Source organism: Microbispora rosea (genome assembly GCF_900156315.1).
Taxonomy (GTDB): Bacteria; Actinomycetota; Actinomycetes; order Streptosporangiales; family Streptosporangiaceae; genus Microbispora; species Microbispora rosea.
Genome location: NZ_FTNI01000015.1, coordinates 126,374 through 150,973 on the forward strand (window position 1 = coordinate 126,374; position 24,600 = coordinate 150,973).

The following is a 24,600-nucleotide window of genomic DNA, read 5'->3' on the forward strand; positions in this document are numbered from 1 at the left end:
GCAGTCACTTACTGGACCTCGTGGGGGTCGGCGTCGACTTGGCGTCCGCCGTGGGCGTCGCCGAGTCGCCGAAGCTCTTGATCCTGGATATCCCGGCCTGCAGGTCGTCGACCGGGATGCCGCTGCGGACCTGGTCCTGCTGCACCGCCGGCAGCGACGAGACGCGGAGGTGGTCGGTGTAGGCGACCTTCTTGAAGGACACCGGCCCGACCTCCGCGTCGACGCCCTGGAAGACGACCAGCTCGTCCCCCTTGGCGCCTATGTAGAACTGGCTCTGGGTCCACTGGTAGCCGAAGTAGCCGCCGACCCCGAGCGCGGCGGCGACGACCAGCACCCCGACGGCCACTTTCGGGCCCGATCGGCTTTTGCGCGAACGCCGCGCGGAGGCCTGGGCCTCGCGCGCGGGTTCGTCGTCCAGGTCGTCGTCGATGATCACGGGTTGGGGCGCGGTGACGGTCGTGGCCCGGCCTGCGGGGGTGTCGGGCGGCGCCGAGCGGGCCCGGCCGGAGCCGGCCGCACCGACGACCGCCGCCGTCCCCAGGGGCGGCTGCAGGTCGTCCACCTCGACCACGTCGGCGACCACACAGGTGATGTTGTCCGGCCCGCCGCCTCGGTTGGCGAGGTCGATGAGCTGCCGGACGACGTCCTCGGGATCGTCGATCGTGCTCAGGGTGTGGTGCAGGGTCTCGGCGCTGACCACGGTGGACAGGCCGTCCGAGCACAGCAGGTAACGGTCGCCCACCTGGGCCTCCCGGTCCTGCAGGTCGGGATCGACCTCGCCGCTTCCGTCCAGCGCGCGCAGCAGGATCGAGCGCTGGGGATGGTTGGCGGCCTCCTCCTGGGTGATCCGCCCGTCGTCCACCAGTGACTGCACCAGCGTGTGGTCGTGCGTGATCTGGTACAGCTCGCCGTTCCTGAGCAGGTACGCCCGGGAGTCGCCCACATGGACCAGGGCGAAGCGTGAGCCGCTCCAGAGCATCGCGGTGAGGGTGGTGCCCATGCCCTTGAGGCTCGGGTCCCGGGCCACCATCGCGTGCAGCTGGTGGTTGGCGTCCCGGACCGCCGCCTCGATGGTGCTGAGCAGGTCACCGCCGAAGGCGTCCCGGTCGAGGGACGACAGTGCGGCGATGGCGACCGAACTGGCCACCTCGCCGTGGGCATGCCCGCCCATGCCGTCTGCGACGGCCAGCAGGCGGCCGCTGGCGTACGCCGAGTCCTCGTTGCCTTCACGGAGGAGCCCGACGTCCGAGCGAGCGGCGTAGCGGAGTGCGATGGTCATTTGCGCAATTCGATGACGGTCTTGCCGATGCGGATCGGAACTCCGAGGGGCACCGGGGTCGGGCGGGTCACTTTCGAGCGTTCGAGGAACGTGCCGTTGGTGGATCCGAGGTCTTCCACGATCCACTGGCCGTCCTGAGGAAAGAGCCGGGCGTGCCGGCTCGAAGCGTAGTCGTCGCTGAGAACCAGCGTGGCGTCGTTCGCCCGGCCGATGGTGATTGGCGTCTCCGTGAGGTTGATGATGGTCCCTTGCAGGGGGCCACCGGTGACGATCAGCTGGCGGGGTTCGCCCTTTTTGGGCTTGGAAACCGATCGGGGCTGCTTGACCGGTTTGCGTGCGGGCGCGGGAGCCGTACGCGGACCGAACAGGTCTGTCCGGATGACGCCGACCGCGGCGATCACGAAGAACCACAGCACCGCCAGGAAGGCGAGCCGGATCAGCAGCAGCGTTAGCTCGGACATGGACCGTTTGTCTACCTCTAATCGCGCCTGAAAACCAGTGTCGTGCGGCCGAGCGTCACCCTCGTCCCGTCCTGCATCTCGATCCTGCGGATCGGCTGGCCGTTGATGAAGGTGCCGTTGGTCGAGCCCAGATCCACGAGCACGACCTGCGGCCCTTCCACTCTTAGCTCGGCATGATGCCGTGATACGCCGGGATCCACCAGCCGAAGATCACAATCGGTTCCGCGGCCCAGCAAAGTGACCGGCGTGGTCAGCTCGTACGAGCGCTGGCCCTGGGGGTCGTCCTGCGTGGAGACGAGCAGCCTGGGACGGCCCTGGAACGCGCTGGGCCGGCCGGCCGGCACGTCGCTCGGCGGCTGACGGATCTCGTCCTGCTCGACCGTGGCGCCCCGGATCACACCCGACCGGATGCGGAAGAGCCCGACCGCGAGGTCGTCTGCGGTCTCGAAACGCACCCGCACCGGCCCGACGAACGAATAGCCCTGCTCCTTGGCGTACTCCCGTGCGAGAGTGGCGAGCTCGTGGCTGATGCTGTCGGCGTACACCTCCAGCCGCTCGCTGTCGGTCGTCGACAGCTCCACCACGAAGTCGTTCGGCACGAGCGTGCGACCCTGAGCGACGATCGCGGCGCGCTCGTCCATCTCCCTCTGCACGGCGCTGGCGACCTCGACCGGCTGGAGATCGGACTTGAACGCCCGCGCGAAGGCACCTTCAACCAACCCTTCGAGCCTGCGCTCGAAGCGCTGAAGGACTCCCACCGGATCCCTCCCTTCCATTGCCACTATGGTCGCGACCGCTCCGGTGCTGCACTGAGCCCCTTCGCATCGTCGTTTAGAAGGATCGTATCCGGGTTCGTAAGCACGGGCGGATACGTGCTAACCTTTCCAGGCACCCAGAGATGGGGGTCAACCGCAAGGGCAAGTGGCGGAATGGCAGACGCGCACGGTTCAGGTCCGTGTGTCCGAAAGGACGTGGGGGTTCAACTCCCCCCTTGCCCACGAGAAAGCAGCCTCGTGTGGTCGGAAGCGAAGCTTCCCACCCGTGAGGCTTTCTCTTTGTCTCGCCCAGGGGGGCAACCCCCTGGAACCCCCGGGTAGACGGGCAGCCTCGTGTGATCGGAAGCAGAGCTTCCCCTCCGCGGGGCTTTCTTTTTGGGCCAAGAGTGGCAACCCCCCGGGACCTCCGAGCAGGCGAGCGGCCTCGTCCGGCCGGAAGAAAATCTTCCGCCCGGCGGGGTTCTTTCTTTGCACCGGGGAGGGGGATCACTCCCTGCGGCCCCCGGCCAGACGGGTGGCCTCGCCTGATCGCAAGCGAAGCGTCCACGTCCGGCCTCCCCTCCCGGCCCGTACGGCACGGGCACTCCTGGCGATGTCGCGGCGGGGGCCCAGAAGATCGGGGCCCCTCCGTCGCGCACTGCACATTCTCAGGAGACCGCCTTTCAAACCACTTTCCCCGCGCTTGCAGGGGGTGATCTTTACCCTCTGTCCCAGTTCGTGGGCGCAGACGTCTCGCAGTGGGAGATTTCCGGGGACATCGCGGGCGCCGGGGCGGGGCCGTGCCGCCCCGTGCTGCCCCGTGCTGCCCCGTGCCGCCCCGGGTCGGCGCGCCCGCTGACGCGGCGGGCGCGCCGCTTCCCGTCAGGCGGCGAGCAGTTCGCCGACCAGAGTGGTGAGATCGATCACACCGACGGGTGTGCCGCCGGCGTCCGTGACGAGCCCGAGCTGCGCGCGGGCCTCCTGCAGCAGGGTCACGGCGTCGGAGATCGTGGTGTCCTTCGCCATGCGGGGGGCGGGAGTCGCGAGCTCGCCGGCCCTGCGTCCCGGCTGGAGGACCGCGTCGCGCACGTGGAGCACGCCGACCACGTCGTCGGGGGTTGTCGTGTGCGCGACGACCAGCATGCGCAGGCTCCCGCCGTGCGCGGCCGTCCGGCGGACGAGCAGGTCGTCGGCGTTCACGGGCACCGAGGGCGCGTCGCCGACGGGCACCATCAGCCGCTCGACCGGCTGGGAGTGGACCCGCAGGGCGCGGGTGAGAAGGTCGTGCTCGTCGCGGTCGAGCATGCCCATCCGGCCCGACTCCGCGACCAGCATGGCGAGCTGCCGGGGTGTGCGGGTGGTGGCCAGCTCGTCGCGGGGCCGCACGCCGGCCAGCCGCAGGATGCCGTTGGTCAGCGCGTTCAGCAGGGCCAGGATCGGGCGGACGACCCAGGCGAAGCCGCGGAACGGCAGCGCCAGCCCCATCGCGGCACGCTCGGGCCGCGTGAGCGCCAGCGACTTGGGCGCCATCTCGCCGACGACCATGTGGAGGAACGTCACCAGGGCGAGCGCCACGACGTACGCCACGGGCGTGCGCAGCGACTCCGGCAGCAGCGTGAGGACCGGCTCCATCAGGTGCTCGATGGAGGGCTCGGCGACCATGCCGAGGCCGAGGGAGGCCAGGGTGATGCCGAGCTGCGCCCCGGCGAGCATGAGCGACAGCTCGCGTCCGCCCCTGACCGCGGCGCGGGCCGTGACCTTGGCCAGCATGCCGCCGTGGACGGCGATCTCCTCCAGCCGGTGGCGGCGGGCGGAGACCAGGGCGAACTCGGCCGCGACGAAGAACCCGTTGACGGCGAGCAGGACGACGCCGAGCAGGACGCCGGTGAGAGAACTCATGCGGGCCGTCCCTGGAACAGCGCGGAGAAGAGCTCGGGGGCGTAGTCGGCGCCGCCCCCGCCGCGGGCCGCCGTGCGGGCCTTCTCCCGACCGTGCCGCTCCCCGGCGTCGGCATCGGCCGGCTCCTGGGCCGGCGCGTCCGCCGACGCCTCCGTCGACACCCGCACCCACTCGGGGACGCGGCGGCGCACGCTCAGGACCGTGAGCACGGCCCGTTCGGCGTCGTCGTCCCCGTCGTCGAAGAGGTGCGGCTCGGGCACGAGGCTGGAGACGACCCGGTCGCCCGGCTCGGCCATCCGGCCGAGGAGCGCGAGGACGAGGCCGGCCACGGTCTCGTAGTCCTCGCTCTCGGGCAGCCGGACGTGGGTGGCGCGCTCGACCTCGTCGAGGCGGAGGGTGCCCGGCACGTCCCAGACGCCCGCGCCGCGCCGTACGACGCCGAGCGGTTCGGGGTCGTTCTCGTCCACCAGCTCGCCGACGAGCTCCTCGGCGAGGTCCTCCAGCGTCACGACGCCGGCCAGACCGCCGTACTCGTCGATCACGCAGGTGAACGTCTCACCCGCTGAGGTCATCCGCCGCAGCAGTTCGGGCAGCGGCAGGGTCGCGGGGACGAGCAGCGGCGCGTGGGTGATGCCGCCGACGAGCCCGTCGGAGGGCGAGCCGGCCTTCAGATACTCGGGCAGCCCGGCCACCCCGACGACGTCGTCGGCGTCGGTGCCCAGGACCGGATAGCGGGAGTGGCCGTGCGTGCGCAGGGCGGCGAGGAACTCGTCGACCGGCCACTCGGCGCGCAGCGAGACCACGCGCGGGCGCGGGACCATGACGTCCTCGGCGGTGCGGTCGCCGAACTCCAGCGCCCGCTCCAGCATGTCCGCCAGCCGGGGCGGCAGCTCGCCGGCCGCGGCCGACTCCGTCACGATGCGCGACAGCTCCTCGGGCGTGGCGCCGTGTTCGAGCTCCTCGACGGGCTCGATGCCGAACAGGCGCACGAGCCGGGTGGCCGCGGCGTCGAACAGGCGGATGACCGGTCCGGCGACCACGAGATAGACGTGCGTCGGACGGGAGAGGAACTTCGCGACGTCGTCGGGCCGGGCGATGCCGAGGTTCTTGGGGGCCAGCTCACCGATGATCATCTGCACGACCGTGGCGATCGCGACCCCGAGGGCCACCGCGACACCGGGAACGGCCGAGCCGGGCAGCCCGGCGGCCTCCAGGGGGCCGCGCAGCAGGTCGGCGATCGCCGGCTGGGCGATGAAGCCCACCAGCAGGGTGGTGACGGTGATCCCGAGCTGCGCGCCGGAGAGCATGAACGACAGGCGTCCGGTGATGTCGAGCGCCCGGCGCGCCGCGACGTCGCCCGCCGCCGCCTGCTCGCGGAGGGTGCCGCGATCGGCGGCCACGAAGGCGAATTCCTGCGCCACGAAGAATCCGGTGGCCAGGGTCAGAAGGAGAACGGCCAGGAGGCCCAGAGCGGCGCTCATCGGGCGGCCGCCGTGCGATCATGAGATCCCGTGCTGGTGCACGGGCAGGTACTCCAGGGGTCCGGAACGGACACGACGATCCTTTCGCGTGGTGGTATACCACCGTAACGGCTGGAATCTCTCCTGTGTTTCCCAGCAGCCTTTACTGACTGCTTAGAGGACGTCTGGGTACCGTGAAGACGGGGGCGCAGCGGTAAAGACTTCCGCCGCTGCGGACAAAGCAGTCGCAAGGACGCTGAGGGCTGGGGGTTCAGGTGGCCGACGAGGACGAGGCGACCCGTGCGTACCGGCGCGCGGCCCGGCCACCGGCGGCTCCGCCACCGGCGGCCCAGCCCATGCCCGGCCCGCCTCAGACGGCCGCTCCGGCAGGGTCCGGCAGGGAGGACACGGTCCCCCGCGCCCGGTCCAAGGTGTACGGCAAGCCGCGCTCCGGCGACAGCCCGGTCCGTCCGCTCGGCGGGAACAGGCACGAGGCCGGAGACCGGGCAGGCGCCCCGCACGGCGGGGGCGGCGGGCCGACGGGCCGCGACGGGTCCGTACGCGGCGGCGGACGCGGGCCGCGACGGACGGGCAGGATCGTCCTGCGGGTCGTCGTCGTGGTGGTCGTGCTCCTGCTCGTCGCCGCCGTCGCCGGATATTTCTGGATCGGGTCCCGGCTGAAGCCGGTCGAGTCGTTGACCGACTACGACGGACGGCCCGCCGAGACACCGGGCCAGGACTGGCTGCTGGTCGGGTCGGACAGCCGGGCGGGCCTGACGGCCGCGCAGCGCAAGAAGCTGGCCACCGGAAAGGCGGTCGGCAAGCGCACCGACACGATGATGCTGCTGCACATCCCCGAGAGCGGCCGGCCGACCCTGGTCAGCCTGCCCCGTGACTCGTACGTCCCCGTCGAGGGGCACGGCAGCACCAAGCTCAACGCGGCCTACGCCTTCGGCGGGCCGAAGCTGCTGGCCAAGACGGTCGAGCGGGTGACGGGCATCAGGATCGACCACTACATGGAGATCGGCTTCGGCGGGTTCGTCGGCATCGTGGACGCGGTCGGCGGGGTCAACATCTGCGTGAAGCAGGACATCAAGGACCCGAAGGCCGGGATCAACCTGAAGAAGGGCTGCCAGGACATGGACGGCGGCACGGCGCTCGGCTATGTCCGCACCCGGGCCACCGGCGCCATCCCGGACTTCGAGCGCACCCAGCGGCAGCGTCAGTTCTTCTCGGCCGTCGTCCAGAAGGCCGCGAGCCCCGGCACGCTGATCAATCCGTTCACCTCGGTCCCGCTGGCGCTGAGCGCGGCCGACTCGGTCGCCGTCGATCCCGGCACCGGCCTGTTCGACCTGCTGTCGGTCGGCATGGCGATGCGCGAGGGGCCGGTCGCCACCGCCGTGCCGATCGGCTCGCTGCCGACGATCGGCGGCCAGGCGGTGGTCAAGTGGGACACCCAGAAGGCGCTGCGCCTGTTCGAGGCGCTCGCCGCCGACAAGCAGGTGCCCAAGGACGTCATCACCAAGTAGGCCGTCGTCCCCGCGTGGGGGCACCGCCGCTCGCGCGGCGCACGACGTGCGCGGCACGAGCGGCAGGGGGGTCAGCTCCCGGCGGTGGCGGCGACCGTCGCGGCGGTCGTGGCCGCGGCCACGGCGGCGTGGATCGACGCGATCGTCTTGCGAACGGCCTCGGCGGTCCACTGGCCCTCGGCGATCTCCTTGATCCGGCCCTTCGGCGCGTCGGGGAACGCCTTGCGGTCGAGCTTCGCCGCGTGCATGACCGCGATCAGGACCGCCGTCCGCTCGTCCGGCTCGGCTCCGGCCAGCACGTTATGAACGCGTTCCCGCACGCCCTGCTCGTGGCTCGGGTCGAGCTCGGGATAGCGCGTGGTGGGGAAGATACCCAGGATCTTGCCCACCTGCTCGCTCAGCACGCCCCGGGCGGCCAGGCGGGTCAGCAGCCGCTTGCGCAGCTTGCTCGCACGGAGCTTGCCCACCCACCAGTCCGCCTTGCGCGGACCGCGCTCCTCGGCGATACGGGTGAGGGCCGTGTCCAGTTCCTCCTCGCCCACCGGGGTGGGATCGACGGGCACGACCTTCGCGCCGTCGAGGTCCACCCGGCGGCGTACGGTCAGCTCCGCGAGCAGGGCCCCGGCGAGCGCGCAGTCGAGCTCCACCGACCCGATGACCGGCTTGCCGGTGTCTTCCCGGTAGGCCAGGAGCAGCACTTCCTCGGCGATCGTCAGTGTCACGGAGTCGAGCCTAACTCGCGGATTACGGCCACAATGAGCCCTTATGGGAATCTCTGCGGACCTGCATGCCATCGGGCGGCCGATGCTGGACGCCCAGCTCGCGCACCCGACCGTACGCGGCATCGCGGCGGGCCACCTGCCCGAGGCGGTCTTCCGGTCATGGCTGGAGCAGGACTACCTGTTCCTGCTCGACTACGTCCGGGTGTTCTCGCGGCTGGCCTGGCAGGCTCCGGACGCCCATCTCGGCGACCTGGTCGACCTGGCGCACGCGACCTGGCACGACGAGCTCGACCTGCACCGGTCGCTGGCGGCCGGCTTCGGCGCCGACCTCGACGGCGCGGTGAAGGGGCCGGCCTGCGCGGCGTACACCTCGTTCCTGCTGGAGTCGGCGGCGGACTACGGCGAGGGGCTGGCGGCGCTCTACCCCTGCATGTGGGGCTATTCGACGCTCGGCCGGATCCTGGCCGCCGATCCGCCGGCCGAGCCGCGCTACCGCGCCTGGGTGGACACCTACGCCGACCCCGGGTTCGCCGCCCTCGCCGCGCGCATCGCCGTGATGATCGACGAGGCGGCTCCGGACCCGGCGCGCGCCCGGGAGATGTTCGTCCGCGGCATGGAGCACGAACTCGCGTTCTGGGACGTCCCCTGACCGGCCGGGGTTAGTGTGAGGGCATGCCGGAGCTGCCCGAGGTCGAGGCGCTCGCCGAGTTCCTCCGCGAGCACGCCGTCGGCCGTGCCGTCATCGGGGTGGACGTGACCGCCTTCCAGGCGCTCAAGACCGTCGACCCGCCCGTCACCGCGCTCGCCGGGCTGCTCGTCACCGGCGTGGCGCGGCACGGCAAGTTCCTCGACGTCGACTGCGACGGCCTGCACTTCGTCACCCATCTCGCCCGCGGCGGCTGGCTGCGCTGGCGTGACGACCTCACCGGCGCCAAACCGGTGCGGCCGGGCAAGGGCCCGCTCGCGGTCCGGGTGAGGTTGTCGCCGGGCGAGGACGGCCGCGCCCCCGGGTTCGAGCTGACGGAGGCGGGCACGCAGAAGCGCCTGGCCGTCTACGTGGTGCGCGATCCCGAGGACGTTCCCGGCATCGCCGGCCTCGGGCCCGACCCGCTGGCCGAGGACTTCACGCCGGACCTGCTCAAGACGATCGTGGGCGGCAGCCGCGCGCAGATCAAGGGCCTGCTGCGGGACCAGAAGGTGATCGCGGGCATCGGCAACGCCTACTCCGACGAGGTGCTGCACGTCGCGAAGATGTCCCCCTTCAAGATCGCCGGAACGCTGACGGACGGCCAGGTCGCCGACCTGCACGACGCGATCGTGAGCACGTTGCGGGACGCCGTCGGGCGAGCCAGGGGGCTGGCCGCCAAGGACCTCAAGTCGGAGAAGAAGTCGGGCCTGCGCGTGCACGGCCGTACGGGCGAGGCGTGCGAGGTGTGCGGCGACACGATCAGGGAGGTGTCGTTCGCCGACTCGTCGCTGCAGTACTGCCCGACCTGCCAGACCGGCGGCAAGCCGCTGGCCGACCGCCGCATGTCGCGCCTGCTGAAGTAGGCGGGGACTGGAAAGTCCCACGGGCGCGGCCCGCGGATCACCGTGGGTCACAGCTCGCCGCCTGGGCCCGGGCATCGGTGGCGTGCCGTCACAATGGGCGCATGACATTGCCGGAAATCGCCCCCGACGCGTTGCCCGAGGACGCGTACCTGCTGGACGTGCGCGAGAACGAGGAGTGGGTGGCGGGCCACGCGCCCGGCGCCGTCCACATCCCGCTCGGCGAGTTGCAGACGCGGGCGGACGAGGTGCCGCACGACCGGCCGGTGTACGTGGTCTGCCGGGTCGGCGGCCGGTCGGCGCACGCCGCGATGTGGCTCAACCACATCGGCCGGGACGCCGTGAACGTGGACGGCGGCATGCGGTCCTGGGCCGCCGTCGGGCGTCCGATGGTGAGCGAGACCGGCGAGGCGCCCTACGTCGCATAGGGACCGGGGCGGCGTAGGAAAACGGTCAAAGAAGTGTCATAATCCCAAAGACATCATCAATACCCCGCGGGAGCTCGGGCGTGACCGGGCTGAGAGGGCGGATCGAACTCGTGCCGCCGACCGCATGAACCTGTCCGGATAATGCCGGCGTAGGGAGCGTGTGATGACTTCTGCCGTCGTCGACGACGTGCACGCGGAGGTTCCGCTCACTCTGGACGAGGAGGCCCCGAGGACGCTGGGCCTGCTCGACCAGGGTGCCTTCTGGGCCAACCTCGGCGTCAGCCTCCTCGGCTTCTCGGGCGCGTTGTTCCTGCTCGACCCGCTGGGCGGCAAGCCGCTCACGTTCACCGCGGCGGTGCTCGCCGCCGTCGTCGGCAGCCTGCTCGGGACCGCGATGGTCGGCCTGGCCGCGATCCCCGGCGTACGCACCGGGCGGCCCGCGATGGTGCTGCTGCGTGGCCTGTTCGGGGCCCGGCTCTCGTACATCCCGACCGTGCTGAACATCGTGCAGATGCTCGGCTGGGGCGCCTTCGAGCTGTGGGTCATCGCCAACGGCGCGCAGGCGCTGTTCGGCACGGCGGTGCCGTACGCGGTGTGGGCGGTGGTGGCGGGTGCGCTGACGATCGCGCTGACGATCCGGCCGCTCGGCGCGCTGCGGCTGCTGCGGCGGTACGTCACGGCCGGCGTCGTGATCGCGATGATCTGGCTGTCGATCGCCCTGTTCCGGCAGGGGCCGTCCGTGGGGGGCGGCACCTGGGACGCCTTCGCCCCCGCCGTCGACTACGTCATCGCGCTGTCGGTGTCGTGGGTGCCGATGGCCGCCGACTACGCCAGGCACTCGCGGTCGAGCGGCGCGGCGTTCACCGGCGTGGTCGCCGGATACACGATCGCCCAGGTGGCCTGCCTGGCCCTCGGCATCGCCGCGCTCGCCCTGGTCGGCAACGACGGGGACAAGGTGTGGGACCCGTTCGTCGCCGCCCCTCTCGGGGTCGTGTTCTTCGGCATCCTGGTGCTGCGCGAGGCCGACCAGTCGTTCGCGAACGTCTACTCGACGACCGTGTCGATCCAGAACCTCGCGCCGCGCTGGGACCGCCGGGTGATCTCGGTCGTGATCGGCGTGCTCACCACGCTGATCGCGCTGTTCGCCGACGTGAACTCCTACGGCGCGTTCCTGAGCGTGATCGGGGCGGTGTTCGTGCCGATGTTCGCCGTGCTCGTGGTGGACTACTTCCTGCTCGGCGGGGCCGCCCGGTGGAACACGGCCGAGGACGCCCCCTCGCGCTGGCTCATGGTCGTGCCGTGGATCCTCGGGTTCGCGGCGTACTGGATCGTGACCTCCACCCCGACCGTCGGCTGGTGGGACGGGATCTGGACCGAGGTCCGCCTCGCCCTCGGCTTCGTCCACCAGCCCTGGATGAACGCCGCGCTCGCCGCGTTCCTGGTGGCCGCGCTGGCGACCGTGGCGCTGTCCGTCCCGGCCCGCCGCCTGCGGTCGCGCCGTTGAGTTCATCGAGCCTCACCTGACGCTCCACGAGCCGTTCGAGGGCGCGTCCGGCGGGTCAGGACGGGCGGACGGTCGTGCCCGCGGTGCGCACGAACGGCTCCAGCAGCGCCCGTGCGGACTCCCAGACGGTCTGCAGGTCGGTGCCGGACTCGATCAGCCGGGACCCGGCGAACACGATGGCGTTGATCATCTCCGCGGTCTCGGGCACCGCGGAGACGCCGAGATCGCGGAGCGCCCGCACGAGCGGCTCCAGGAGCTGCCGGTGCATGGCACGGCTCTGCTCGGCGACCGTGTCCCCCGGCGCGACCTCCGCGAGGACGGTGGCCAGCGCGTGCTCACCCTCGCTGATGAGCTCGAAGTTGGTCAGCACGTAGGCGAGCACGCGGTCGCCGGGGGTCGCAGCGGCGTCCATCGCTGCGGCGACCCCCGCCGACCAGCGGGGGAAGACGTCCTCCACCAGCGCGTTCAGCAGGTCCTCTGAGGACCGGAAGTACTGGTAGAGACTGGGGCGGGCCAGCCCGGCGCGCTCCGCGACCCGGGTCAGCGTCGGCGGCCGGCCGGTTTCCGCGAGGATCTGCCTGGCGGCGTCGAGCAGCGCCCGGTGCTGGGCGGCCCGATGCTCGGCAACGGTAGACGCCCGGATGCGTGGCACCTGCTCCCCTCCACCCTGGTCGGCCTATTCCGACAGTCTCCCATCCACCATCGACAGGACGCGATCGCAGTGGCCGAGCACATCGTGATCGTGGGTGACCATGATCGTCGCAACGGCGGACTCGTGCGTCTCGTGTGCGAGCAGCGTGACGATGTCGTCGCTGCGGGCGCGGTCGAGCGCGGCGGTCGGCTCGTCCACCAGCAGCACGGCTGGGCGCGTGACGAGTGCGCGGGCGATGCCCACGCGCTGCCGCTCGCCGCCGGACAACTGGTGGGGACGGTGCCCGGCGCGGTGCCCCATGCCCACCCGGTCGAGCAGCTCTCGCGGGTCGTGACCGTCGGCCGGGCGTTTGCCCCCCACGTCGAGCGCGAAGCGGAGCTGGTCGAGCGCGGTGAGGGCCGGGATGAGGTTGCCGGACTGGAAGACGAACCCGATCCGCTCGCGGCGGTGCCGCGCCTTTTCATGGGTGCTCGCCCGGGTTATGTCGACGCCGTCGAGCAGCACCCGGCCGCTGTCCGGCGTGGTGAGCGCGCCGGCGACGGCGAGCAGGCTCGACTTGCCTGAGCCGGACGGCCCGACGATGGCGACGAACTCGCCGGGCGCCACCCCGAGGTGTACGTCGTCGAGCGCGGTGACCGTGGCGTCCCCGTCGCCGAGGGTCAGGGTGACGCCCTCCACCAGCAGGCCGCCGCGTTCCTGGGCGCCGGACCGGAGCGAGTCCGGGCGCGGGGACGTGGAGCTGGTGGTCATCTTTGCCCTCCCAGGGCTGCGAGCGGGTCGACGCGGACGATGCGGCCCACGGCCGCCACGGCGCCGGCGAGGCCGAGGCCGATGAGGAGCAGGGCGGCGAGGACGATCGGCCCCACCTCCAGCAGGAAGGGCATGGGGGTCGTGGTGAGCAGGCTGCCGCCGCCCACCCCGATCAGGAAGCCGACGGCGGTGGACACGGTCAGGATGACGGTCGCCTGGATCTTCCCGCATGAGATAGCCGGTCGAGGCACCCATGGCCCGTATGACGGCGAGTTCGTGTTTGCGCTGGATCGTCCACACAGTGAAGAACGTCCCGACGACGAGCGCGGAGATGGCGTACAGGAAGACCTGGATCAGCGTGAGCGTGGAGGTCTCTGCGGAGTAGCCGGGGGAGGCGTTGAAGGACTCCTCGAGCGTCATGCTTGTGGTGCCCGCCGCGGCGTCGCCGCCGGGCAGGTCGATCCGGTTTCCGTCCCGGGCGCGCAGGGCGATGGCCGTGGCCTCCTCGTACGCCCCGTCACGCACCTCGTCTCCCGGCCCGGCGCCGGCGTGCACCTGCTGCCAGGTGCGCAACGGCAGGTACGCCACGTCGACATGCCCGAAGGTGCGCTGGTCGCCGGTGGTGCCGACGACCTTGAGCCGGGTGCCCAGGCGGTCGACGACGACGGTGTCGCCGATCGCCACGCCCTCGTCCAGCACGGTCTTGCTGACCACGATCCCGTCGGGGTCGCCGAGTCCGGCGCCGTCGGAGACGGAGGGTGCGAGGAAGGAGCCGGGGTCGACGCCGAACAGGGCCAGGTCGATCGGCACCTGCGCGCCGGCGGAGGTCGTGGCCTTGGCGTTGACCAGCATGTTGCCGAACGGCGCGGCGTCGCCGACGTCGTCGCGGCCCTTCCACGCCTCGGCCTGGCTCACGTTGACGGTGCTGCGGGAGAAGGCGGAGTCGGTCTTGGTGCCCTCGGCGAAGGCGAACGCGGTGACGGGCAACCGCTTGAGCCCGGAGACGCCGTCGTTGACGAGCCCGGAGGAGAGGCCGGACAGCAGCACGACGAGGATCGCGATGAGGGCGACGACTCCGCCCATCAGGCCGAAGCGTGCGCGGGCGAAGACCAGCTCGCGCCAGGCCAGGAACATGACACTCCTCAGAAGCAGGGATTCAGGGACGACGAGCCCCCCGACTTCCCGACGCGCCGTTGGTAAACATACCAACAGTGCGTCGGGAAGATAGCGTGCGCATGGTCTTGGCCGGCGCCCGCTCCTCAAGGGGAGATCGGTCTCGAAAGCGCCCGTACTCAGTTCGCAGAGGACCTCGTCGCCCTCGGCGCGCTCCTGGACGCCGGCAGCCCGGGCAGCATGCCGCGCCGCATCCTGTGCCGCATGCTGTGCCGCATCCTGTGCCGCATGCTGTGCCGCATCCTGTGCCGCATGCTGTGCTGCATGCTGTGCTGCATGCTGTGCCGCGACGACCTCGCCGTACGCGCCGAGCGCACTGTCGGGGCCGTCCACCGCACCTGACCCTCGGCGGGTGCTCCCAGGCGATGCCGGCTCTCGGAACTACCGTCTAGAGAGCGCCCTCCAGGCGGAGCAGGTGCTCCTTGGCCGCAGGGCCGCCGGCGTACCCGCCGAGCGAGCCGGGACCATCCACCGCCCGGTGGCACGGCAGGAGCAGGCAGACGGGGTTGCCGGCCAGGGCGTTGGCCACCGCGCGGGGCGCCTGCGGCCGCCCGATCCGCTCGGCGATCTCCTGATAAGTGGTGACGCTGCCGTACGGCACGGCCGGCATGAGCTGGATCACCGTGCGGCTGAAGCCGGTGACCAGGCGCAGGTCAACGGAAAGGGAGAAGGTGCGCAGCCTGCCCGTGAAGTACGCGTCCAGTTCTCTGCGCAGGGGATCGAGGCGGCGCGGGTCGGGCCCGATGAACGAGCCGACGGCGCGGGAGACCCGGGCGAAGACCTCGTGCTCGTCCTCGTAGGTGCAGGCCAGCACGCCGCGCGCGGTCACCGCGAGGACCAGGCGGCCCACCGGCGCGTCCATGGTGCCGAAGGCGACCTCGGGCGGGGTCACGCCGACGTAGCCCGGCGAGGTCACGCGGAGTAGGGCTTCGAGGTCCTCGGTGGACATGGGCGCCCCACTTTCTCTTCTCTGCGTGCAGGCAGCGTATCGGAGCGGTCGCGAGGTGACGGAAAACCCCAAGATCAAAAGGTGAAAGACGGCACGATGGGGACGTGGGTGACAGCAGCGTGGACGGCCGGGCGGCGGACCTCGCCCCCGCGGTCCCGGACGCCGCGGTCCCGGACGCCGTGGGTGCGGACGCCGGGGCTCCGGACGTCGCTGCCCTGGGCGACGCGGCTTCCGCCGGCGACGGCCATCCGGCTTCCGGCGCCGTTGCCCTGGGCAACGCTGCTCTAGATGATGCCGCCCCGGGCGACGCGGCTTTCGGCGACGCGATCCTCGACGACGCCGATGAGGGCCTCGCGCGTGCGGTCCTGGCCGGCTCCCCCGACGCGATCGTCGCGCTCGACCGCGACCTGGCGGTGCTGAGCTGGAACGCGGCGGCCGAGCGGCTGTTCGGCTGGCCCGCGTCCGATCTGCTGGGCAGGCGGGCCCCGCTTGTGCCCGACGAGCTGATGGCCGAGCACAACGCCGTGCTCGAACGCGTACGCGCGGGCGGCCGGGTGTCGCTGACCACCAAGCGCCTCCACCGCGACGGGCGGCTGCTCGATCTGCGGGTGGACACGAGCGCGTTGTGCTCGCCGTCCGGCGTCCTGCTGGGCTACGTGAGCGTCTACCACGCCGCCGAGGACGACGACGCCGCGCACGGCAGGATGGTGCGCCGCGCCCGACTGGTGCGGCGGCTGACGGACGTGGTCGGCGACATCAACGCCGAGCTTGACCTGCCCGTCGTCCTCGACCGCATCGCCGCGAGCCTGACCGAGCTGACCGGCGCCGACGCCGGCGGTTTCGTGTCCATCGAGGGGGAGCGGCTGCGCCTGGTCGGCGTCCACCAGTTGCCGGAGACGCTGCGCGGGGCCACCGCGGGGCTGCACACCAGCCTGGTCGCCAAGCTGCTGCGCACCGGCAAGACCGTGCTGCTCGAGACCGGCCCCGAGGGCTTCCAGGACCTGATCTGGGCGCGGGTGCCCGGCCTGCACACGATCGCCGTCGGCATCGCCGCCGTGGGCGGGCGTCCCTATGGAGCGCTCTACGCGTTGTTCGCCCGGCGCAAGGCGAGCCATCTGGAGCTCGAACTGCTCGAACTCCTCGCCGGGCACGCCGGCATCGCGGTCGCCAACGCCATGGCCTACCAGGACGCGGTGCGGCAGCGCGCCCACGAGCGGGCCGTCTTCGACGCCAGCGCCGACGGCATCGCGGTGCTGGACGGCGCGGGCGCGGTCGTCCGGTGGAACCCTGCGGCGGCCGAGCTGACGGACCACCCGGCGGACCGGGTCATCGGCAGGCCGTTGCCCTTCCCGCTGCCGGCGCCGGGGGAGAAGCTCACCTTCCAGCTCCCGTCCGGCCGATGGCTCGACGTGCTGTGCGCGGAGATCCGGGAGACAGGGGAGACCGTCGTCGACTTCCGCGACGTCACCCGGGCCAAGGAGCTGGAGGAGGCCAAGGACCTGTTCCTCGCCACCACCAGCCACGAGCTGCGTACGCCGATCACGATCGTGCACGGCTTCGCCAGCACGCTCGACTCGCGGTGGGACCACCTGTCCGACGAGGAGCGGCGTTCGGCGGTCCACACGATCGCCGAGCGCGCCCGCTCGCTCGGGCAGCTCATGGACCACCTGCTGCTCGGCGCGCGGGCGGGCGCGGAGGAGCTGAAGGTCAGGGTCGAGCCCTTCGACCTGGCCGCCCGGGTGCACGCGGCGACGCTCGGGCTGCCGGTGCTGTCCGACCGGCACCGGCTGGAGGTCGACATCCCACCCGATCTCCCCTTCGTGTACGGGGACGCGCTCGCCACCGACATCCTCCTCGCCCAGCTGCTGGAGAACGCGTTCAAGTACTCCCCCGACGGCGGCCTGATCCGGGTCGAGGCGTGGCCGGAGGACGACCGGGTCGTGCTGGTGGTGGACGACGAGGGAGTGGGCATCGCGGCGGGCGACCGGGAGCGGATCTTCGAGCGGTTCGTCCAGGCCGACAGCGGCAACCGGCGCAGGTTCGGCGGGGTCGGGCTCGGGCTCTACATCGTGCGCAACCTCGCCCGCGCCCAGGGCGGAGACGTCGCCGCGCTGGCCCGATCCGGTGGGGGAACCCGGATGCGGCTGGTGTTGAACTCCGCAGGATCTTCATCCTGATAAGACAGATCGGAGCGTGGCGTCACCACTTAAGGACTGAACTATTGTCCAATGTGCACAAGCTGTGATCCGGGGCACGGTTTCCCGGCCGAGTAAGCGGGGCATTTCGGTCGTACTGGCTTGTGCAGCAGGAACGGGGGGATCGGGGAGGTGAGTGCGTCGAGCGTCGTGATGCTGCCGTACGCACCGTCGAGCGTCGCCGTCGCACGTCAGCGCCTCAGCGCCGATCTTTCGAGCGCGGGGCTGCTCGCCTCCGCTGTCGACGACGTCGTTCTGATCATGAGCGAACTGCTGAGCAACGCGCTGCGACACGCCCATCCTCTCCCGTCCGGGCAGCTCAAAGTGGCGTGGCTGTGCTCGGACACCCAGGTCGAGGTGGCCGTGAGCGACGGGGGCGCGTATACGGAACCCCGCGCGGGCCGCCCGACTCTCTCGTCCCTCGGCGGTCGCGGACTCGGCATCGTCGAATACCTGGCCGAGCGCTGGGGAGTCAGGCACGAGGAGGAGACGACCACCGTCTGGGCCGTCGTCCCCGCCTCATGGCCCGCCCAGAACGGGCATCATGAGCTGTCCGAAACCCCGGTGCTGCGCGAGGTCGGCTGAGCGTCCCCGCCGCTACGCCGCGCCCATGTCGTCACGCTGCGCTTTCGCCGTCGCGCTGTGTGCTCTGCCGTCGCGTGCTCGCTGTCACGCCGTTCTCCCGTCGTTACGCTTCGCCTCGCCGCCGAAGGCGTGCTCCATGCAGACCAGGTCGTCCCGGGAGTCCCACGACTCGGTGACGATGAAGCCGAGCCGCTCGTAGAGAGCGATCGCGGTCGTCCGCCAGCGCCACACCGACAGCCGTACCGCTGCCCGCGGTCACGCCGTGCGCGGATAGAGCACGGCCCGCTCGGCCGTCGTCCAGGCGCTGCTCACGAGCAGGTAGACACCCGCCGCGAGTGGGAGGAAGGCCGCCACGGCCACGGTCCAGAACGGTGTGAGGAGCTGGATGCGCCGCATCGGAGCCGTGGGCTCGACCCTGCGGGCGGCGATCACGGCCACGGCCACGAGCAGCGCCAGCAGCACCGCGAACACCGCGACCGGCGGGCTGACCAGGCCCGCCCCGGCGACCGCGGCCGCGAGGTGCTCCCCCAGCGGCACGCCGAGCACGCTCTGCGCCAGCAGCAGGTTCGGGTGCCCCGCGATCACGGCGGCGGTGAACAGCCGGTAGGTCACCATGAAGAACGGCGACTGTGCGAACGCCGGAAGGTAACCGGTGAACTGGCCGACGCCCTCCTTGGCGTACACCGCGTTCACCTCACGCATGAGCCGCTGCGGGTCGTTCTTCCACCGTGTGCGGAGCCTGTCCACCTGGGGAGCGAGCCGCGTCCTGATCCGCTGGGCACGGGCGACGCGGACGCTCAGCGGCAGCAGCGACAGCCGTACGGCGAGGGTGACGAGGACGATCGCGAGCCCGCCGCCGGTGACCGAGCTGAGCGCCTCGATGACCCGGTAGGCGGGGTCGAGCACGAAGTCGAACATGGGAAGCCTCTGTGGCCTTCTGCCGATGGATGAGGGCATGACGAAAGCGCTCGCGACCGGATGGCCGGTCAGACGAGCGCGGGGCTTCCTGATGGTGCGCGGGGACGGGGACGGCCGGGCGCGCCGGGATCGCGCAGCCTGACCATCGCCGTCTCACCGGTGTACGACGGCCTGCCCGGCCCCTGACGCAGAACGGGGACACCGGTCAGCCGGCAGAGCATCCAGGCGAACACCAGGACGGCCAAGCCGGCCAGGCCGGCCGCGGTCAGCGCGCCGGGGCCCGAGGGCCCGGCGGCCAACCCGGCCAGCAGCCAGACGAGCGATCCGACGGCGGCCTGGAGAGCGTTCACGTCAGCGGGACAGCTTCCCGACGACGGTGACCGCGACAACGACGACGAGGGCGATGATCCCGATGATGAACAGGAACTTCAACGTCGCGAACAGCGCGGGGATCACGAGTCCGAACACCAGCCACAGGGCCAGGAGGATCCCCAGTACGGTCAGTACGGTACGGGCCATGGCCCCAAGGTACGCGGTGACACCGACAACCGCGAGCTTGATCCAGAATCGGTTCACATACCCGCGATCCATGAGGTTTCACGTGAATCATCGTGTTCGGCGGCGAATGGCCAGGACTGCTCGCGCGGCCGGTTCTTACGAGACGGTGACGGGGCTCGGCCGGGTGGTCCGGCGGACGTACCGTTGAATCCGTGCCTGCGCCGAAGACTCCCCCGAATCCCGCCCGTGTCCTCGTGGTGGACGACGACCCCACCGTCGCCGAGGTGGTGGCCCGCTATCTGGAGCGGGACGGGCACGAGGTCGAGTGCGTGGGCGACGGGGCCGAGGCGCTGCGGCGGGCCCTGGCCGACCCGCCCGACCTGATGGTGCTCGACCTGATGCTGCCCAAGCTCGACGGCCTGCAGGTCTGCCGCAAGCTGCGGGAGCGGTGGCCCGTCCCGGTGATCATGCTGACCGCCCTCGGGGAGGAGATGGACCGGGTGGTCGGCCTGGAGACCGGCGCCGACGACTACGTGGCGAAGCCGTTCAGCCCGCGCGAACTGGCCCTGCGGGTGCAGTCCGTGCTGCGGCGGGCCCGCGGCGCACTGGTGCCGACGGGCACCGGAGTGTTGCGCGACGGCGACCTCGTGGTGGACGTCGGCGCCCACGAGGTGCGCCTGGGCGGAAAGGAGATCACGCTGACCGCCCGGGAGTTCGACCTGCTCGTCTACCTGCTGCGCAACCCCCGTCAGGCGTTCAGCCGCACGGCCCTGCTCGACCAGGTCTGGGGCTGGTCGTTCGGTGACTCCTCCACGGTGACGGTCCACGTGCGCAGGCTGCGGGAGAAGATCGAGGTCGACCCCACCGATCCGCGCCGCATCGTCACGGTCTGGGGCGTCGGCTACCGCTACGAGCCCCTGCCGTGATCGTCCAGATCGTCGCGGTCGCCGCCGGCCTCGGCCTCGTCATCGCGGCCCTCGGTCTGGCGCTGCTGCGGGTGCTGCGCCGCCGGTCCATCGGCGTGATGCTCGCGGTCGTCGCGGCCGTGACGGTCGCCGCGACGCTGGCCGGGGTGGTCGCCATCACCCTTGCCATGATCATCGACGGGGGGCCGAAGAACATCGTGCTCAGTGTCGTCGCCATCGGTGGCCTGGTCGGCCTCGGCGTCGCGCTGGTGAACGCCCGCACTGTGGTGCACGCCAGCAGGAGCCTCGTCGGCGCGCTGGAGCGCGTGCCGCCCTCCGGCCGGTTCACCCCGCCGCCCGCGCCGCTCCCCGCCGAGCTGCAAACGATCAGCACCGCACTCGAGCAGGCGTACGAGCGGCTGCGGCTGGGCCACGAGCGTGAGCGGGCGCTGGAGAGCGCGCGCCGCGAACTGGTCGCCTGGGTGAGCCACGACCTGCGCACTCCCCTCGCGGGCATGCGGGCGATGGTGGAGGCCCTGGAGGACGGGGTGGCCGACGACCCCGAGACCGTCAAGCGCTACCACGTCCAGATCAGGGTGGAGGTCGACCGGCTCGCCGGGATGGTGGAGGACCTGTTCGAGCTGTCGCGCATCCACGCGGGCACGCTGCGGCCCAGGCTGACCCGTACGGGGCTCGGCGACCTCGTCGCGGACACCCTCGCCGCCGTCGAACCGCTGGCCCGCGCCGAGGGCGTGCACCTGACCGGCGAGGCGGACCCGCGGGTCCCGGTGTCCGCGGACGCCGGGCAACTCGGCCGGGCCGTACGCAACCTGGTGGTGAACGCCATCCGCCACACGCCCGCCGGGGGCACGGTCGTCGTGCGGGCGGTGGCGGAGGGGACGATCGCCCGCCTGTCGGTGCTGGACGGCTGCGGCGGCATTCCGGAGGCGGACCTTCCCCGGGTCTTCGACGTGGCGTTCCGTGGCGAGGCGGCGCGGACGCCCGGCCCCGACGGCGGCGCCGGGCTCGGCCTCGCGATCGCGCGCGGCATCGTGGAGGCCCACGACGGCGAGATCGGCGTGGTCAACGAGGGTCCCGGCTGCCTGTTCACGATCACGCTGCCCCTGGCCTGACGGCGCGTCGGCCGACCTACGTGATCAGGTTCGCCCACAGGCCCCGGCAGGGACTCACTCCGGCTCGTTTCCCGCCGTCCCGCCCACGGTGAAGGGCGTGGTGACTCCCTCGTACATGAGGTGGGCGACCAGACCCTCCGTGGCGTGCGGCAGGTTGTGGCAGTGGTCCATCCAGATGCCCGGGTTGTCGGCGACGAAGGCGATGTCGTACGACTCGCCGGCGCCGACTTCGAGCGAGTCCACCCACCAGGGGCTTCCCGTCGCGCGCACGCCGTCGCGGCTCAGCACCACGGCGTGGTGGCCGTGCAGGTGCATCGGGTGCGGCTCGCCGCTGTCGTTGACGATCCGCACCCGCACCACGTCGCCCTCCGCGACGACGAACATCGGCACGTCGGGGAACATGTGACCGTTGATCGTCCACCAGATGCCGGGACGTCCGTCCAGGAAGCCCGGACGGCGCCCGATCTCGTAGTCGAACCGCCGATCGGGCCGGTCCGGGTCGAACCCGAGCGCCGCCCGCGTGCCGTAGGAGAGCAGGTCCAGCGAGGTCGCGGGCCGGGGGACGGCGGGCACGTCGTACGACCGCGAGCCGAGCACGACGCCGGCCGGGCCGCCGATGTGCACCCGCACCGGCGAGCCGTCCTCGGGCATGGTCACCTCGATGTCGGCCCGGCCTCCCGCCGTGACCATCGCGGCGGTGTCCCGTACGGGAGCGGGCTCGTGCAGGTCCGTGCCGTCGACTGCGGCGAGCCGGAACGGGGCGCCGGCGACCCATACGGGAGTCTGGCCGTTCTCCGTGTTGATCACCCGGACCCGCACCCGTTCGCCGGGGCGCGCCTCGGCGTGGACGTCTCCCTCCCGTCCGTTGATCGTGCGGACCCCGTCGTAGAGGTGCAGCAGCGCCACGACGTCGGCCGTGCCCGCCGGCGGTCGGGCAGCCGGGGTCACCACCAGGGCGCCGAGCAGACCGCGGCGCACCTGCTCGTGGGACACCTGGTGGGAGTGGTACCAGAAGGTGCCGGCCTGGCCGGCGACGAACCGGTAGGTGAACGACCTGCCCACGCCGACCGCGTCCTGGGTGACGCCGGCGACCCCGTCCGCAGCGTTGGGCACGTCGACGCCGTGCCAGTGCAGCGTGATGCCGTCCGGCACCGACTCGTTGACCAGGCGGACCTGCACCAGCTGCCCGACAGCCGCGTGGACGACCGGGCCGGGCGAGGCGCCGTTCAGCGTGTATCCGTCCACGGAGCGGCCGCCGGCCAGCCGGAACCGCTGCCTGCGCGCGACCAAAGTGATCACGACGTCGGCCGCGCGGTCCGGGTCGGCCGTCAGCGACGTCAGGCTGCGCGCCGACGCCGGGTGCGCCGAGTGCCCGCTGTGCTCCGCGTGCGAGCCGTGCGCGGAGGTGTCCGCGGCGGCCACGTGGGTCAGGGCGCCGCCGTAGTCCGCGTACCCCATGTCCATGACGGAGTACGCGCCGGGCATGAGACTGTCCTGCCACATCCAGGCCGGCGGGCCGAGCAGGGCGATGGTCGCGGCGCCCGCCAGGGCGAGCCGGAGGCGGGCGCCGCGACGGCGAGTCCCTTCCATGCGCGATGTCGTCAGACGACGGTCTCGACGCGGGCGTGGGGCTGGGCGGTCGCGCCCGTCGCCGCCCGGCGGCCGCGGAGCGCGGCGTGGACGGCCGCGCCGAACAGCAGCAGCGCGTTCAGGCCGTGCAGGGCGCCCAGGGCGGTGATCTGGTGACCGAGGAGGCCCAGGGAGACCTGGACCGCGACGAGCAGGACCACGAGGGCGGCCCCCTTGACCGCGCCGGGGATCTTCGCGAAGAACGAGGAGACCAGCAGGAGCAGCGCGATCGTGGGGATGACCATCATCCCGTTCATGCCGTGGACCACGAAGGCGAAGAACTCGGGGAACGCCATGTCGCCGCTCTCCGCGCTCGCCTTGTCGATCACTCCGCCCTGCTCGACGTACCTGAACAGCCCGGCGTCGCCGAGCACGACCATCATCGCCTGCACCGCGACCTCGGCCGCGACGAGTGAGGCCAGGACCTTGTAGACCAGTTTCATGACGCTCTTCCCCTCCTGTGTCGGCCAGCGCACGTCTGCGCGCGCCGGCCCTTACACAGAGGAAGGTAGGGACGCCTCCATGGAGAACACTTAATGATGACTTGTAACTCTTGGCGTCGCCGGATCCCGGCACGAAAGCCCAGCTCGGCGCGGCTCTGGCCGCCCGGGTCACAGGTCGCGCTGGTGCTCCAGTTGGCCGCGCCAGGAGGGGATGCCGGGTGCGGCCTCCCGCTGGCGCGGGGTGAACGCCTCCGCCATGGCCCGGAACGTGGGGCACGGCCAGCGCCACATGCAGCTCCGGCACCGCAGGATCGGATTGGCCGGGTCGCTCGAGATGCCGCCCGCGTCTCTGGGCTGGTGCAGGTCGAGCAGCCGGATGCCGAGCTCGGAGAAGCTCAGCAGCTCCTCGCGCGCTTCGGAGAGGAAATCGAGGTCCTCGGCCGCCAGTCGGGCGCTGACCGGGACGTACCCCTCGCGGTTGACGAGGCCGCGCAGCGGCTCGGCCGCGTCGCGCCACGACGAGGCCTTCTCGGTGCGCACCTGGATGGTCTCCAGATGCTCACGCAGCACGCGCCGCTGTGGATCCTCGGGTATCTCAGTATTCATCTGCTCTCGGGCCCGCTGTGCTCGGCGCCCGCCCTCCTTTGCGAAGTGACGACCAAGACGCGGAGGTTCCGGGCCCTCCATCCGGCGACGCCGGTGTCGCATAGCGTCAAGCTTCGCGCACTCGGCGTTTACATGGGGCCGGAATCGGGGACAAAGGGCGGACGACTCTTCGACGAATACGATGGAGCGTGACCCGGGGCCGGGACGACGCTAGTGTGCGCCTCGTGGAGCTCAAAGTCGCGACGCAATCCCACGCCGGTCAGGCCGTCATGGCCGTCTTCGGCGAAATCGACCTATATACCGCGCCCCGGCTGCAGGCGGAGTTCACCCGCCTGTTGGAGACCGGGCCCGACCGGGTGGTCATCGACATGTCCGGAGTCGAGTTCTGCGACTCCACCGGCATGAACGTGCTGCTGTCGGCGCTCAAGCGGCTGCGCGAGCGGGGCGGCACGCTGGAGGTGGCGGCGCCGAGACCGGCGGTACGCAAGATTCTCCAGGTCACGGGCCTGGACTCGGTGTTCACCGTGCACGACACGGTGCCCGCCGACCTGCTCACGGCCGAGCATCAGGGCTAGGCAC

Annotated in this window: 28 protein-coding genes, 1 tRNA gene and 1 riboswitch; of the genes, 13 read left to right on the forward strand and 16 right to left on the reverse strand. The window is 71.6% G+C overall.

All coding sequences use genetic code 11. The features are described 5' to 3' along the window. Positions 1 to 4 precede the first annotated feature (4 nt). Genes BXA11_RS21585 through BXA11_RS21595 form a run of 3 tightly spaced genes read right to left on the reverse strand, consistent with a single transcriptional unit; the run spans position 5 to position 2,498 of the window. The gene (locus BXA11_RS21585; RefSeq protein WP_030511034.1) at positions 5 to 1,279 is read right to left on the reverse strand and encodes a Stp1/IreP family PP2C-type Ser/Thr phosphatase; all 1,275 of its coding nucleotides are present in this window, start codon (positions 1,277 to 1,279) and stop codon (positions 5 to 7) included. Then, positions 1,276 to 1,740 carry an FHA domain-containing protein FhaB/FipA gene (locus BXA11_RS21590; protein WP_030511033.1) on the reverse strand — a complete coding sequence of 155 codons (465 nt, stop codon included), beginning with the start codon at positions 1,738 to 1,740 and terminating at the stop codon, positions 1,276 to 1,278. Before BXA11_RS21590 ends, BXA11_RS21585 begins: the two co-directional genes overlap by 4 nt. A gap of 17 nt (positions 1,741 to 1,757) precedes the next feature. Further along, positions 1,758 to 2,498 carry an FHA domain-containing protein gene (locus tag BXA11_RS21595; protein ID WP_030511032.1) on the reverse strand — a complete coding sequence of 247 codons (741 nt, stop codon included), beginning with the start codon at positions 2,496 to 2,498 and terminating at the stop codon, positions 1,758 to 1,760. A 157-nt stretch (positions 2,499 to 2,655) separates the two neighbouring features. Between BXA11_RS21595 and BXA11_RS21600 the strand changes: the two genes are divergently transcribed. Next, positions 2,656 to 2,738: transfer RNA gene (locus BXA11_RS21600), tRNA-Leu, on the forward strand. Between the two features lie 639 nt (positions 2,739 to 3,377). On the opposite strand, the gene BXA11_RS21605 is transcribed toward BXA11_RS21600, so the two are convergent. After that, on the reverse strand, positions 3,378 to 4,394 hold the full coding sequence (locus tag BXA11_RS21605) for a hemolysin family protein (RefSeq protein ID WP_076437212.1): 1,017 nt from the start codon (positions 4,392 to 4,394) through the stop codon (positions 3,378 to 3,380). After that, positions 4,391 to 5,875, reverse strand: coding sequence for a hemolysin family protein (locus BXA11_RS21610; protein WP_076437214.1), 1,485 nt, complete (start codon positions 5,873 to 5,875; stop codon positions 4,391 to 4,393). The genes BXA11_RS21605 and BXA11_RS21610 overlap by 4 nt, the downstream gene beginning before the upstream one ends. Positions 5,876 to 6,129: 254 nt before the next feature. Here BXA11_RS21610 and BXA11_RS21615 point away from each other — a divergent pair, with 254 nt between their 5' ends. Further along, positions 6,130 to 7,383 (forward strand): LCP family protein, encoded by a 1,254-nt coding sequence (locus tag BXA11_RS21615; RefSeq protein ID WP_239105076.1) that lies wholly within the window; start codon positions 6,130 to 6,132, stop codon positions 7,381 to 7,383. Between the two features lie 71 nt (positions 7,384 to 7,454). On the opposite strand, the gene BXA11_RS21620 is transcribed toward BXA11_RS21615, so the two are convergent. Continuing rightward, complete coding sequence (locus BXA11_RS21620) at positions 7,455 to 8,105, reverse strand: GOLPH3/VPS74 family protein (protein ID WP_030511028.1); 651 nt, start codon at positions 8,103 to 8,105, stop codon at positions 7,455 to 7,457. Positions 8,106 to 8,148: 43 nt separating this feature from the next. On the opposite strand from BXA11_RS21620, the gene BXA11_RS21625 reads away from it, so the two are divergent. The 4 genes from BXA11_RS21625 (at position 8,149) to BXA11_RS21640 (ending at position 11,585) form a co-directional block, all read left to right on the forward strand. After that, positions 8,149 to 8,754, forward strand: a complete 606-nt coding sequence (locus BXA11_RS21625) for a TenA family protein (protein ID WP_076437216.1) — start codon at positions 8,149 to 8,151, stop codon at positions 8,752 to 8,754. A 23-nt stretch (positions 8,755 to 8,777) separates the two neighbouring features. Further along, entirely contained in the window at positions 8,778 to 9,656 is an 879-nt protein-coding gene (locus tag BXA11_RS21630; RefSeq protein WP_076437219.1) for an Fpg/Nei family DNA glycosylase, read from the forward strand. 101 nt (positions 9,657 to 9,757) lie between these two features. After that, positions 9,758 to 10,081, forward strand: a complete 324-nt coding sequence (locus BXA11_RS21635) for a rhodanese-like domain-containing protein (RefSeq protein ID WP_030511025.1) — start codon at positions 9,758 to 9,760, stop codon at positions 10,079 to 10,081. 56 nt (positions 10,082 to 10,137) lie between these two features. Beyond that, positions 10,138 to 10,255: riboswitch (TPP riboswitch) on the forward strand. Continuing rightward, positions 10,245 to 11,585, forward strand: a complete 1,341-nt coding sequence (locus tag BXA11_RS21640; RefSeq protein WP_076437221.1) for a purine-cytosine permease family protein — start codon at positions 10,245 to 10,247, stop codon at positions 11,583 to 11,585. Its footprint overlaps the riboswitch before it by 11 nt. Before the next feature lie 55 nt (positions 11,586 to 11,640). On the opposite strand, the gene BXA11_RS21645 is transcribed toward BXA11_RS21640, so the two are convergent. Continuing rightward, positions 11,641 to 12,237, reverse strand: coding sequence for a TetR/AcrR family transcriptional regulator (locus BXA11_RS21645; RefSeq protein WP_076437224.1), 597 nt, complete (start codon positions 12,235 to 12,237; stop codon positions 11,641 to 11,643). Positions 12,238 to 12,261: 24 nt separating this feature from the next. Then, positions 12,262 to 12,987: an ABC transporter ATP-binding protein gene (locus tag BXA11_RS21650; protein ID WP_076437227.1), complete on the reverse strand. Its 726-nt coding sequence runs from the start codon at positions 12,985 to 12,987 to the stop codon at positions 12,262 to 12,264. Positions 12,988 to 14,340: 1,353 nt separating this feature from the next. Between BXA11_RS21650 and BXA11_RS43250 the strand changes: the two genes are divergently transcribed. Further along, the gene (locus tag BXA11_RS43250) at positions 14,341 to 14,502 is read left to right on the forward strand and encodes a hypothetical protein (protein WP_159454821.1); all 162 of its coding nucleotides are present in this window, start codon (positions 14,341 to 14,343) and stop codon (positions 14,500 to 14,502) included. A 46-nt stretch (positions 14,503 to 14,548) separates the two neighbouring features. Here BXA11_RS43250 and BXA11_RS21660 read toward each other — a convergent pair whose 3' ends face one another. Further along, the gene (locus BXA11_RS21660) at positions 14,549 to 15,109 is read right to left on the reverse strand and encodes a methylated-DNA--[protein]-cysteine S-methyltransferase (protein WP_076437230.1); all 561 of its coding nucleotides are present in this window, start codon (positions 15,107 to 15,109) and stop codon (positions 14,549 to 14,551) included. 326 nt (positions 15,110 to 15,435) lie between these two features. On the opposite strand from BXA11_RS21660, the gene BXA11_RS21665 reads away from it, so the two are divergent. Both BXA11_RS21665 and BXA11_RS21670 read left to right on the forward strand, forming a co-directional pair. Next, positions 15,436 to 17,286: a sensor histidine kinase gene (locus tag BXA11_RS21665; RefSeq protein ID WP_076437348.1), complete on the forward strand. Its 1,851-nt coding sequence runs from the start codon at positions 15,436 to 15,438 to the stop codon at positions 17,284 to 17,286. 150 nt (positions 17,287 to 17,436) lie between these two features. Then, positions 17,437 to 17,889: an ATP-binding protein gene (locus BXA11_RS21670; RefSeq protein ID WP_308441062.1), complete on the forward strand. Its 453-nt coding sequence runs from the start codon at positions 17,437 to 17,439 to the stop codon at positions 17,887 to 17,889. An 84-nt stretch (positions 17,890 to 17,973) separates the two neighbouring features. Here BXA11_RS21670 and BXA11_RS43255 read toward each other — a convergent pair whose 3' ends face one another. The 4 genes from BXA11_RS43255 to BXA11_RS43680 all read right to left on the reverse strand — a co-directional run bounded on the left by BXA11_RS43255 (position 17,974) and on the right by BXA11_RS43680 (position 19,326). Continuing rightward, positions 17,974 to 18,120 (reverse strand): hypothetical protein, encoded by a 147-nt coding sequence (locus tag BXA11_RS43255; RefSeq protein WP_159454822.1) that lies wholly within the window; start codon positions 18,118 to 18,120, stop codon positions 17,974 to 17,976. Positions 18,121 to 18,144: 24 nt separating this feature from the next. Beyond that, positions 18,145 to 18,807: a YidC/Oxa1 family membrane protein insertase gene (locus BXA11_RS21675; RefSeq protein ID WP_076437231.1), complete on the reverse strand. Its 663-nt coding sequence runs from the start codon at positions 18,805 to 18,807 to the stop codon at positions 18,145 to 18,147. 68 nt (positions 18,808 to 18,875) lie between these two features. After that, complete coding sequence (locus BXA11_RS21680; protein WP_076437233.1) at positions 18,876 to 19,157, reverse strand: DUF6412 domain-containing protein; 282 nt, start codon at positions 19,155 to 19,157, stop codon at positions 18,876 to 18,878. 1 nt (position 19,158) lies between these two features. Next, the gene (locus BXA11_RS43680) at positions 19,159 to 19,326 is read right to left on the reverse strand and encodes a hypothetical protein (RefSeq protein WP_167769268.1); all 168 of its coding nucleotides are present in this window, start codon (positions 19,324 to 19,326) and stop codon (positions 19,159 to 19,161) included. Between the two features lie 191 nt (positions 19,327 to 19,517). Here BXA11_RS43680 and BXA11_RS21690 point away from each other — a divergent pair, with 191 nt between their 5' ends. Further along, positions 19,518 to 20,231, forward strand: a complete 714-nt coding sequence (locus BXA11_RS21690; RefSeq protein ID WP_076437237.1) for a response regulator transcription factor — start codon at positions 19,518 to 19,520, stop codon at positions 20,229 to 20,231. After that, the gene (locus BXA11_RS21695; RefSeq protein WP_076437239.1) at positions 20,228 to 21,343 is read left to right on the forward strand and encodes a sensor histidine kinase; all 1,116 of its coding nucleotides are present in this window, start codon (positions 20,228 to 20,230) and stop codon (positions 21,341 to 21,343) included. The genes BXA11_RS21690 and BXA11_RS21695 overlap by 4 nt, the downstream gene beginning before the upstream one ends. Before the next feature lie 54 nt (positions 21,344 to 21,397). Here the strand turns inward: BXA11_RS21695 and BXA11_RS21700 are convergent, their stop codons facing one another. From BXA11_RS21700 to BXA11_RS21710, 3 genes are all read right to left on the reverse strand, one after another. Continuing rightward, positions 21,398 to 22,933 carry a multicopper oxidase family protein gene (locus BXA11_RS21700; protein ID WP_076437241.1) on the reverse strand — a complete coding sequence of 512 codons (1,536 nt, stop codon included), beginning with the start codon at positions 22,931 to 22,933 and terminating at the stop codon, positions 21,398 to 21,400. 11 nt (positions 22,934 to 22,944) lie between these two features. Continuing rightward, complete coding sequence (locus BXA11_RS21705) at positions 22,945 to 23,415, reverse strand: hypothetical protein (protein WP_076437243.1); 471 nt, start codon at positions 23,413 to 23,415, stop codon at positions 22,945 to 22,947. Between the two features lie 168 nt (positions 23,416 to 23,583). Continuing rightward, positions 23,584 to 23,985: a hypothetical protein gene (locus BXA11_RS21710; RefSeq protein WP_239105075.1), complete on the reverse strand. Its 402-nt coding sequence runs from the start codon at positions 23,983 to 23,985 to the stop codon at positions 23,584 to 23,586. On the opposite strand from BXA11_RS21710, the gene BXA11_RS43685 reads away from it, so the two are divergent. Both BXA11_RS43685 and BXA11_RS21715 read left to right on the forward strand, forming a co-directional pair. Further along, the gene (locus BXA11_RS43685) at positions 23,971 to 24,213 is read left to right on the forward strand and encodes a hypothetical protein (RefSeq protein ID WP_167769266.1); all 243 of its coding nucleotides are present in this window, start codon (positions 23,971 to 23,973) and stop codon (positions 24,211 to 24,213) included. The genes BXA11_RS21710 and BXA11_RS43685 overlap by 15 nt on opposite strands. 32 nt (positions 24,214 to 24,245) lie before the next feature. Then, on the forward strand, positions 24,246 to 24,596 hold the full coding sequence (locus BXA11_RS21715) for an STAS domain-containing protein (RefSeq protein WP_030511009.1): 351 nt from the start codon (positions 24,246 to 24,248) through the stop codon (positions 24,594 to 24,596). Positions 24,597 to 24,600 lie beyond the last annotated feature (4 nt).

Coding starts and splice junctions, on each gene's coding strand:
- BXA11_RS21585 (WP_030511034.1), bottom strand. CDS start 1,279: ATGACCATCGCACTCCGCTACGCCGCTCGCTCGGACGTCGGGCTCCTC.
- BXA11_RS21590 (WP_030511033.1), bottom strand. CDS start 1,740: ATGTCCGAGCTAACGCTGCTGCTGATCCGGCTCGCCTTCCTGGCGGTG.
- BXA11_RS21605 (WP_076437212.1), bottom strand. CDS start 4,394: ATGAGTTCTCTCACCGGCGTCCTGCTCGGCGTCGTCCTGCTCGCCGTC.
- BXA11_RS21610 (WP_076437214.1), bottom strand. CDS start 5,875: ATGAGCGCCGCTCTGGGCCTCCTGGCCGTTCTCCTTCTGACCCTGGCC.
- BXA11_RS21625 (WP_076437216.1), top strand. CDS start 8,149: ATGGGAATCTCTGCGGACCTGCATGCCATCGGGCGGCCGATGCTGGAC.
- BXA11_RS21630 (WP_076437219.1), top strand. CDS start 8,778: ATGCCGGAGCTGCCCGAGGTCGAGGCGCTCGCCGAGTTCCTCCGCGAG.
- BXA11_RS21635 (WP_030511025.1), top strand. CDS start 9,758: ATGACATTGCCGGAAATCGCCCCCGACGCGTTGCCCGAGGACGCGTAC.
- BXA11_RS21640 (WP_076437221.1), top strand. CDS start 10,245: ATGACTTCTGCCGTCGTCGACGACGTGCACGCGGAGGTTCCGCTCACT.
- BXA11_RS21650 (WP_076437227.1), bottom strand. CDS start 12,987: ATGACCACCAGCTCCACGTCCCCGCGCCCGGACTCGCTCCGGTCCGGC.
- BXA11_RS43250 (WP_159454821.1), top strand. CDS start 14,341: ATGCCGCGCCGCATCCTGTGCCGCATGCTGTGCCGCATCCTGTGCCGC.
- BXA11_RS21660 (WP_076437230.1), bottom strand. CDS start 15,109: ATGTCCACCGAGGACCTCGAAGCCCTACTCCGCGTGACCTCGCCGGGC.
- BXA11_RS21675 (WP_076437231.1), bottom strand. CDS start 18,807: ATGTTCGACTTCGTGCTCGACCCCGCCTACCGGGTCATCGAGGCGCTC.
- BXA11_RS43680 (WP_167769268.1), bottom strand. CDS start 19,326: ATGGCCCGTACCGTACTGACCGTACTGGGGATCCTCCTGGCCCTGTGG.
- BXA11_RS21700 (WP_076437241.1), bottom strand. CDS start 22,933: ATGGAAGGGACTCGCCGTCGCGGCGCCCGCCTCCGGCTCGCCCTGGCG.
- BXA11_RS21705 (WP_076437243.1), bottom strand. CDS start 23,415: ATGAAACTGGTCTACAAGGTCCTGGCCTCACTCGTCGCGGCCGAGGTC.
- BXA11_RS43685 (WP_167769266.1), top strand. CDS start 23,971: ATGCTCACGCAGCACGCGCCGCTGTGGATCCTCGGGTATCTCAGTATT.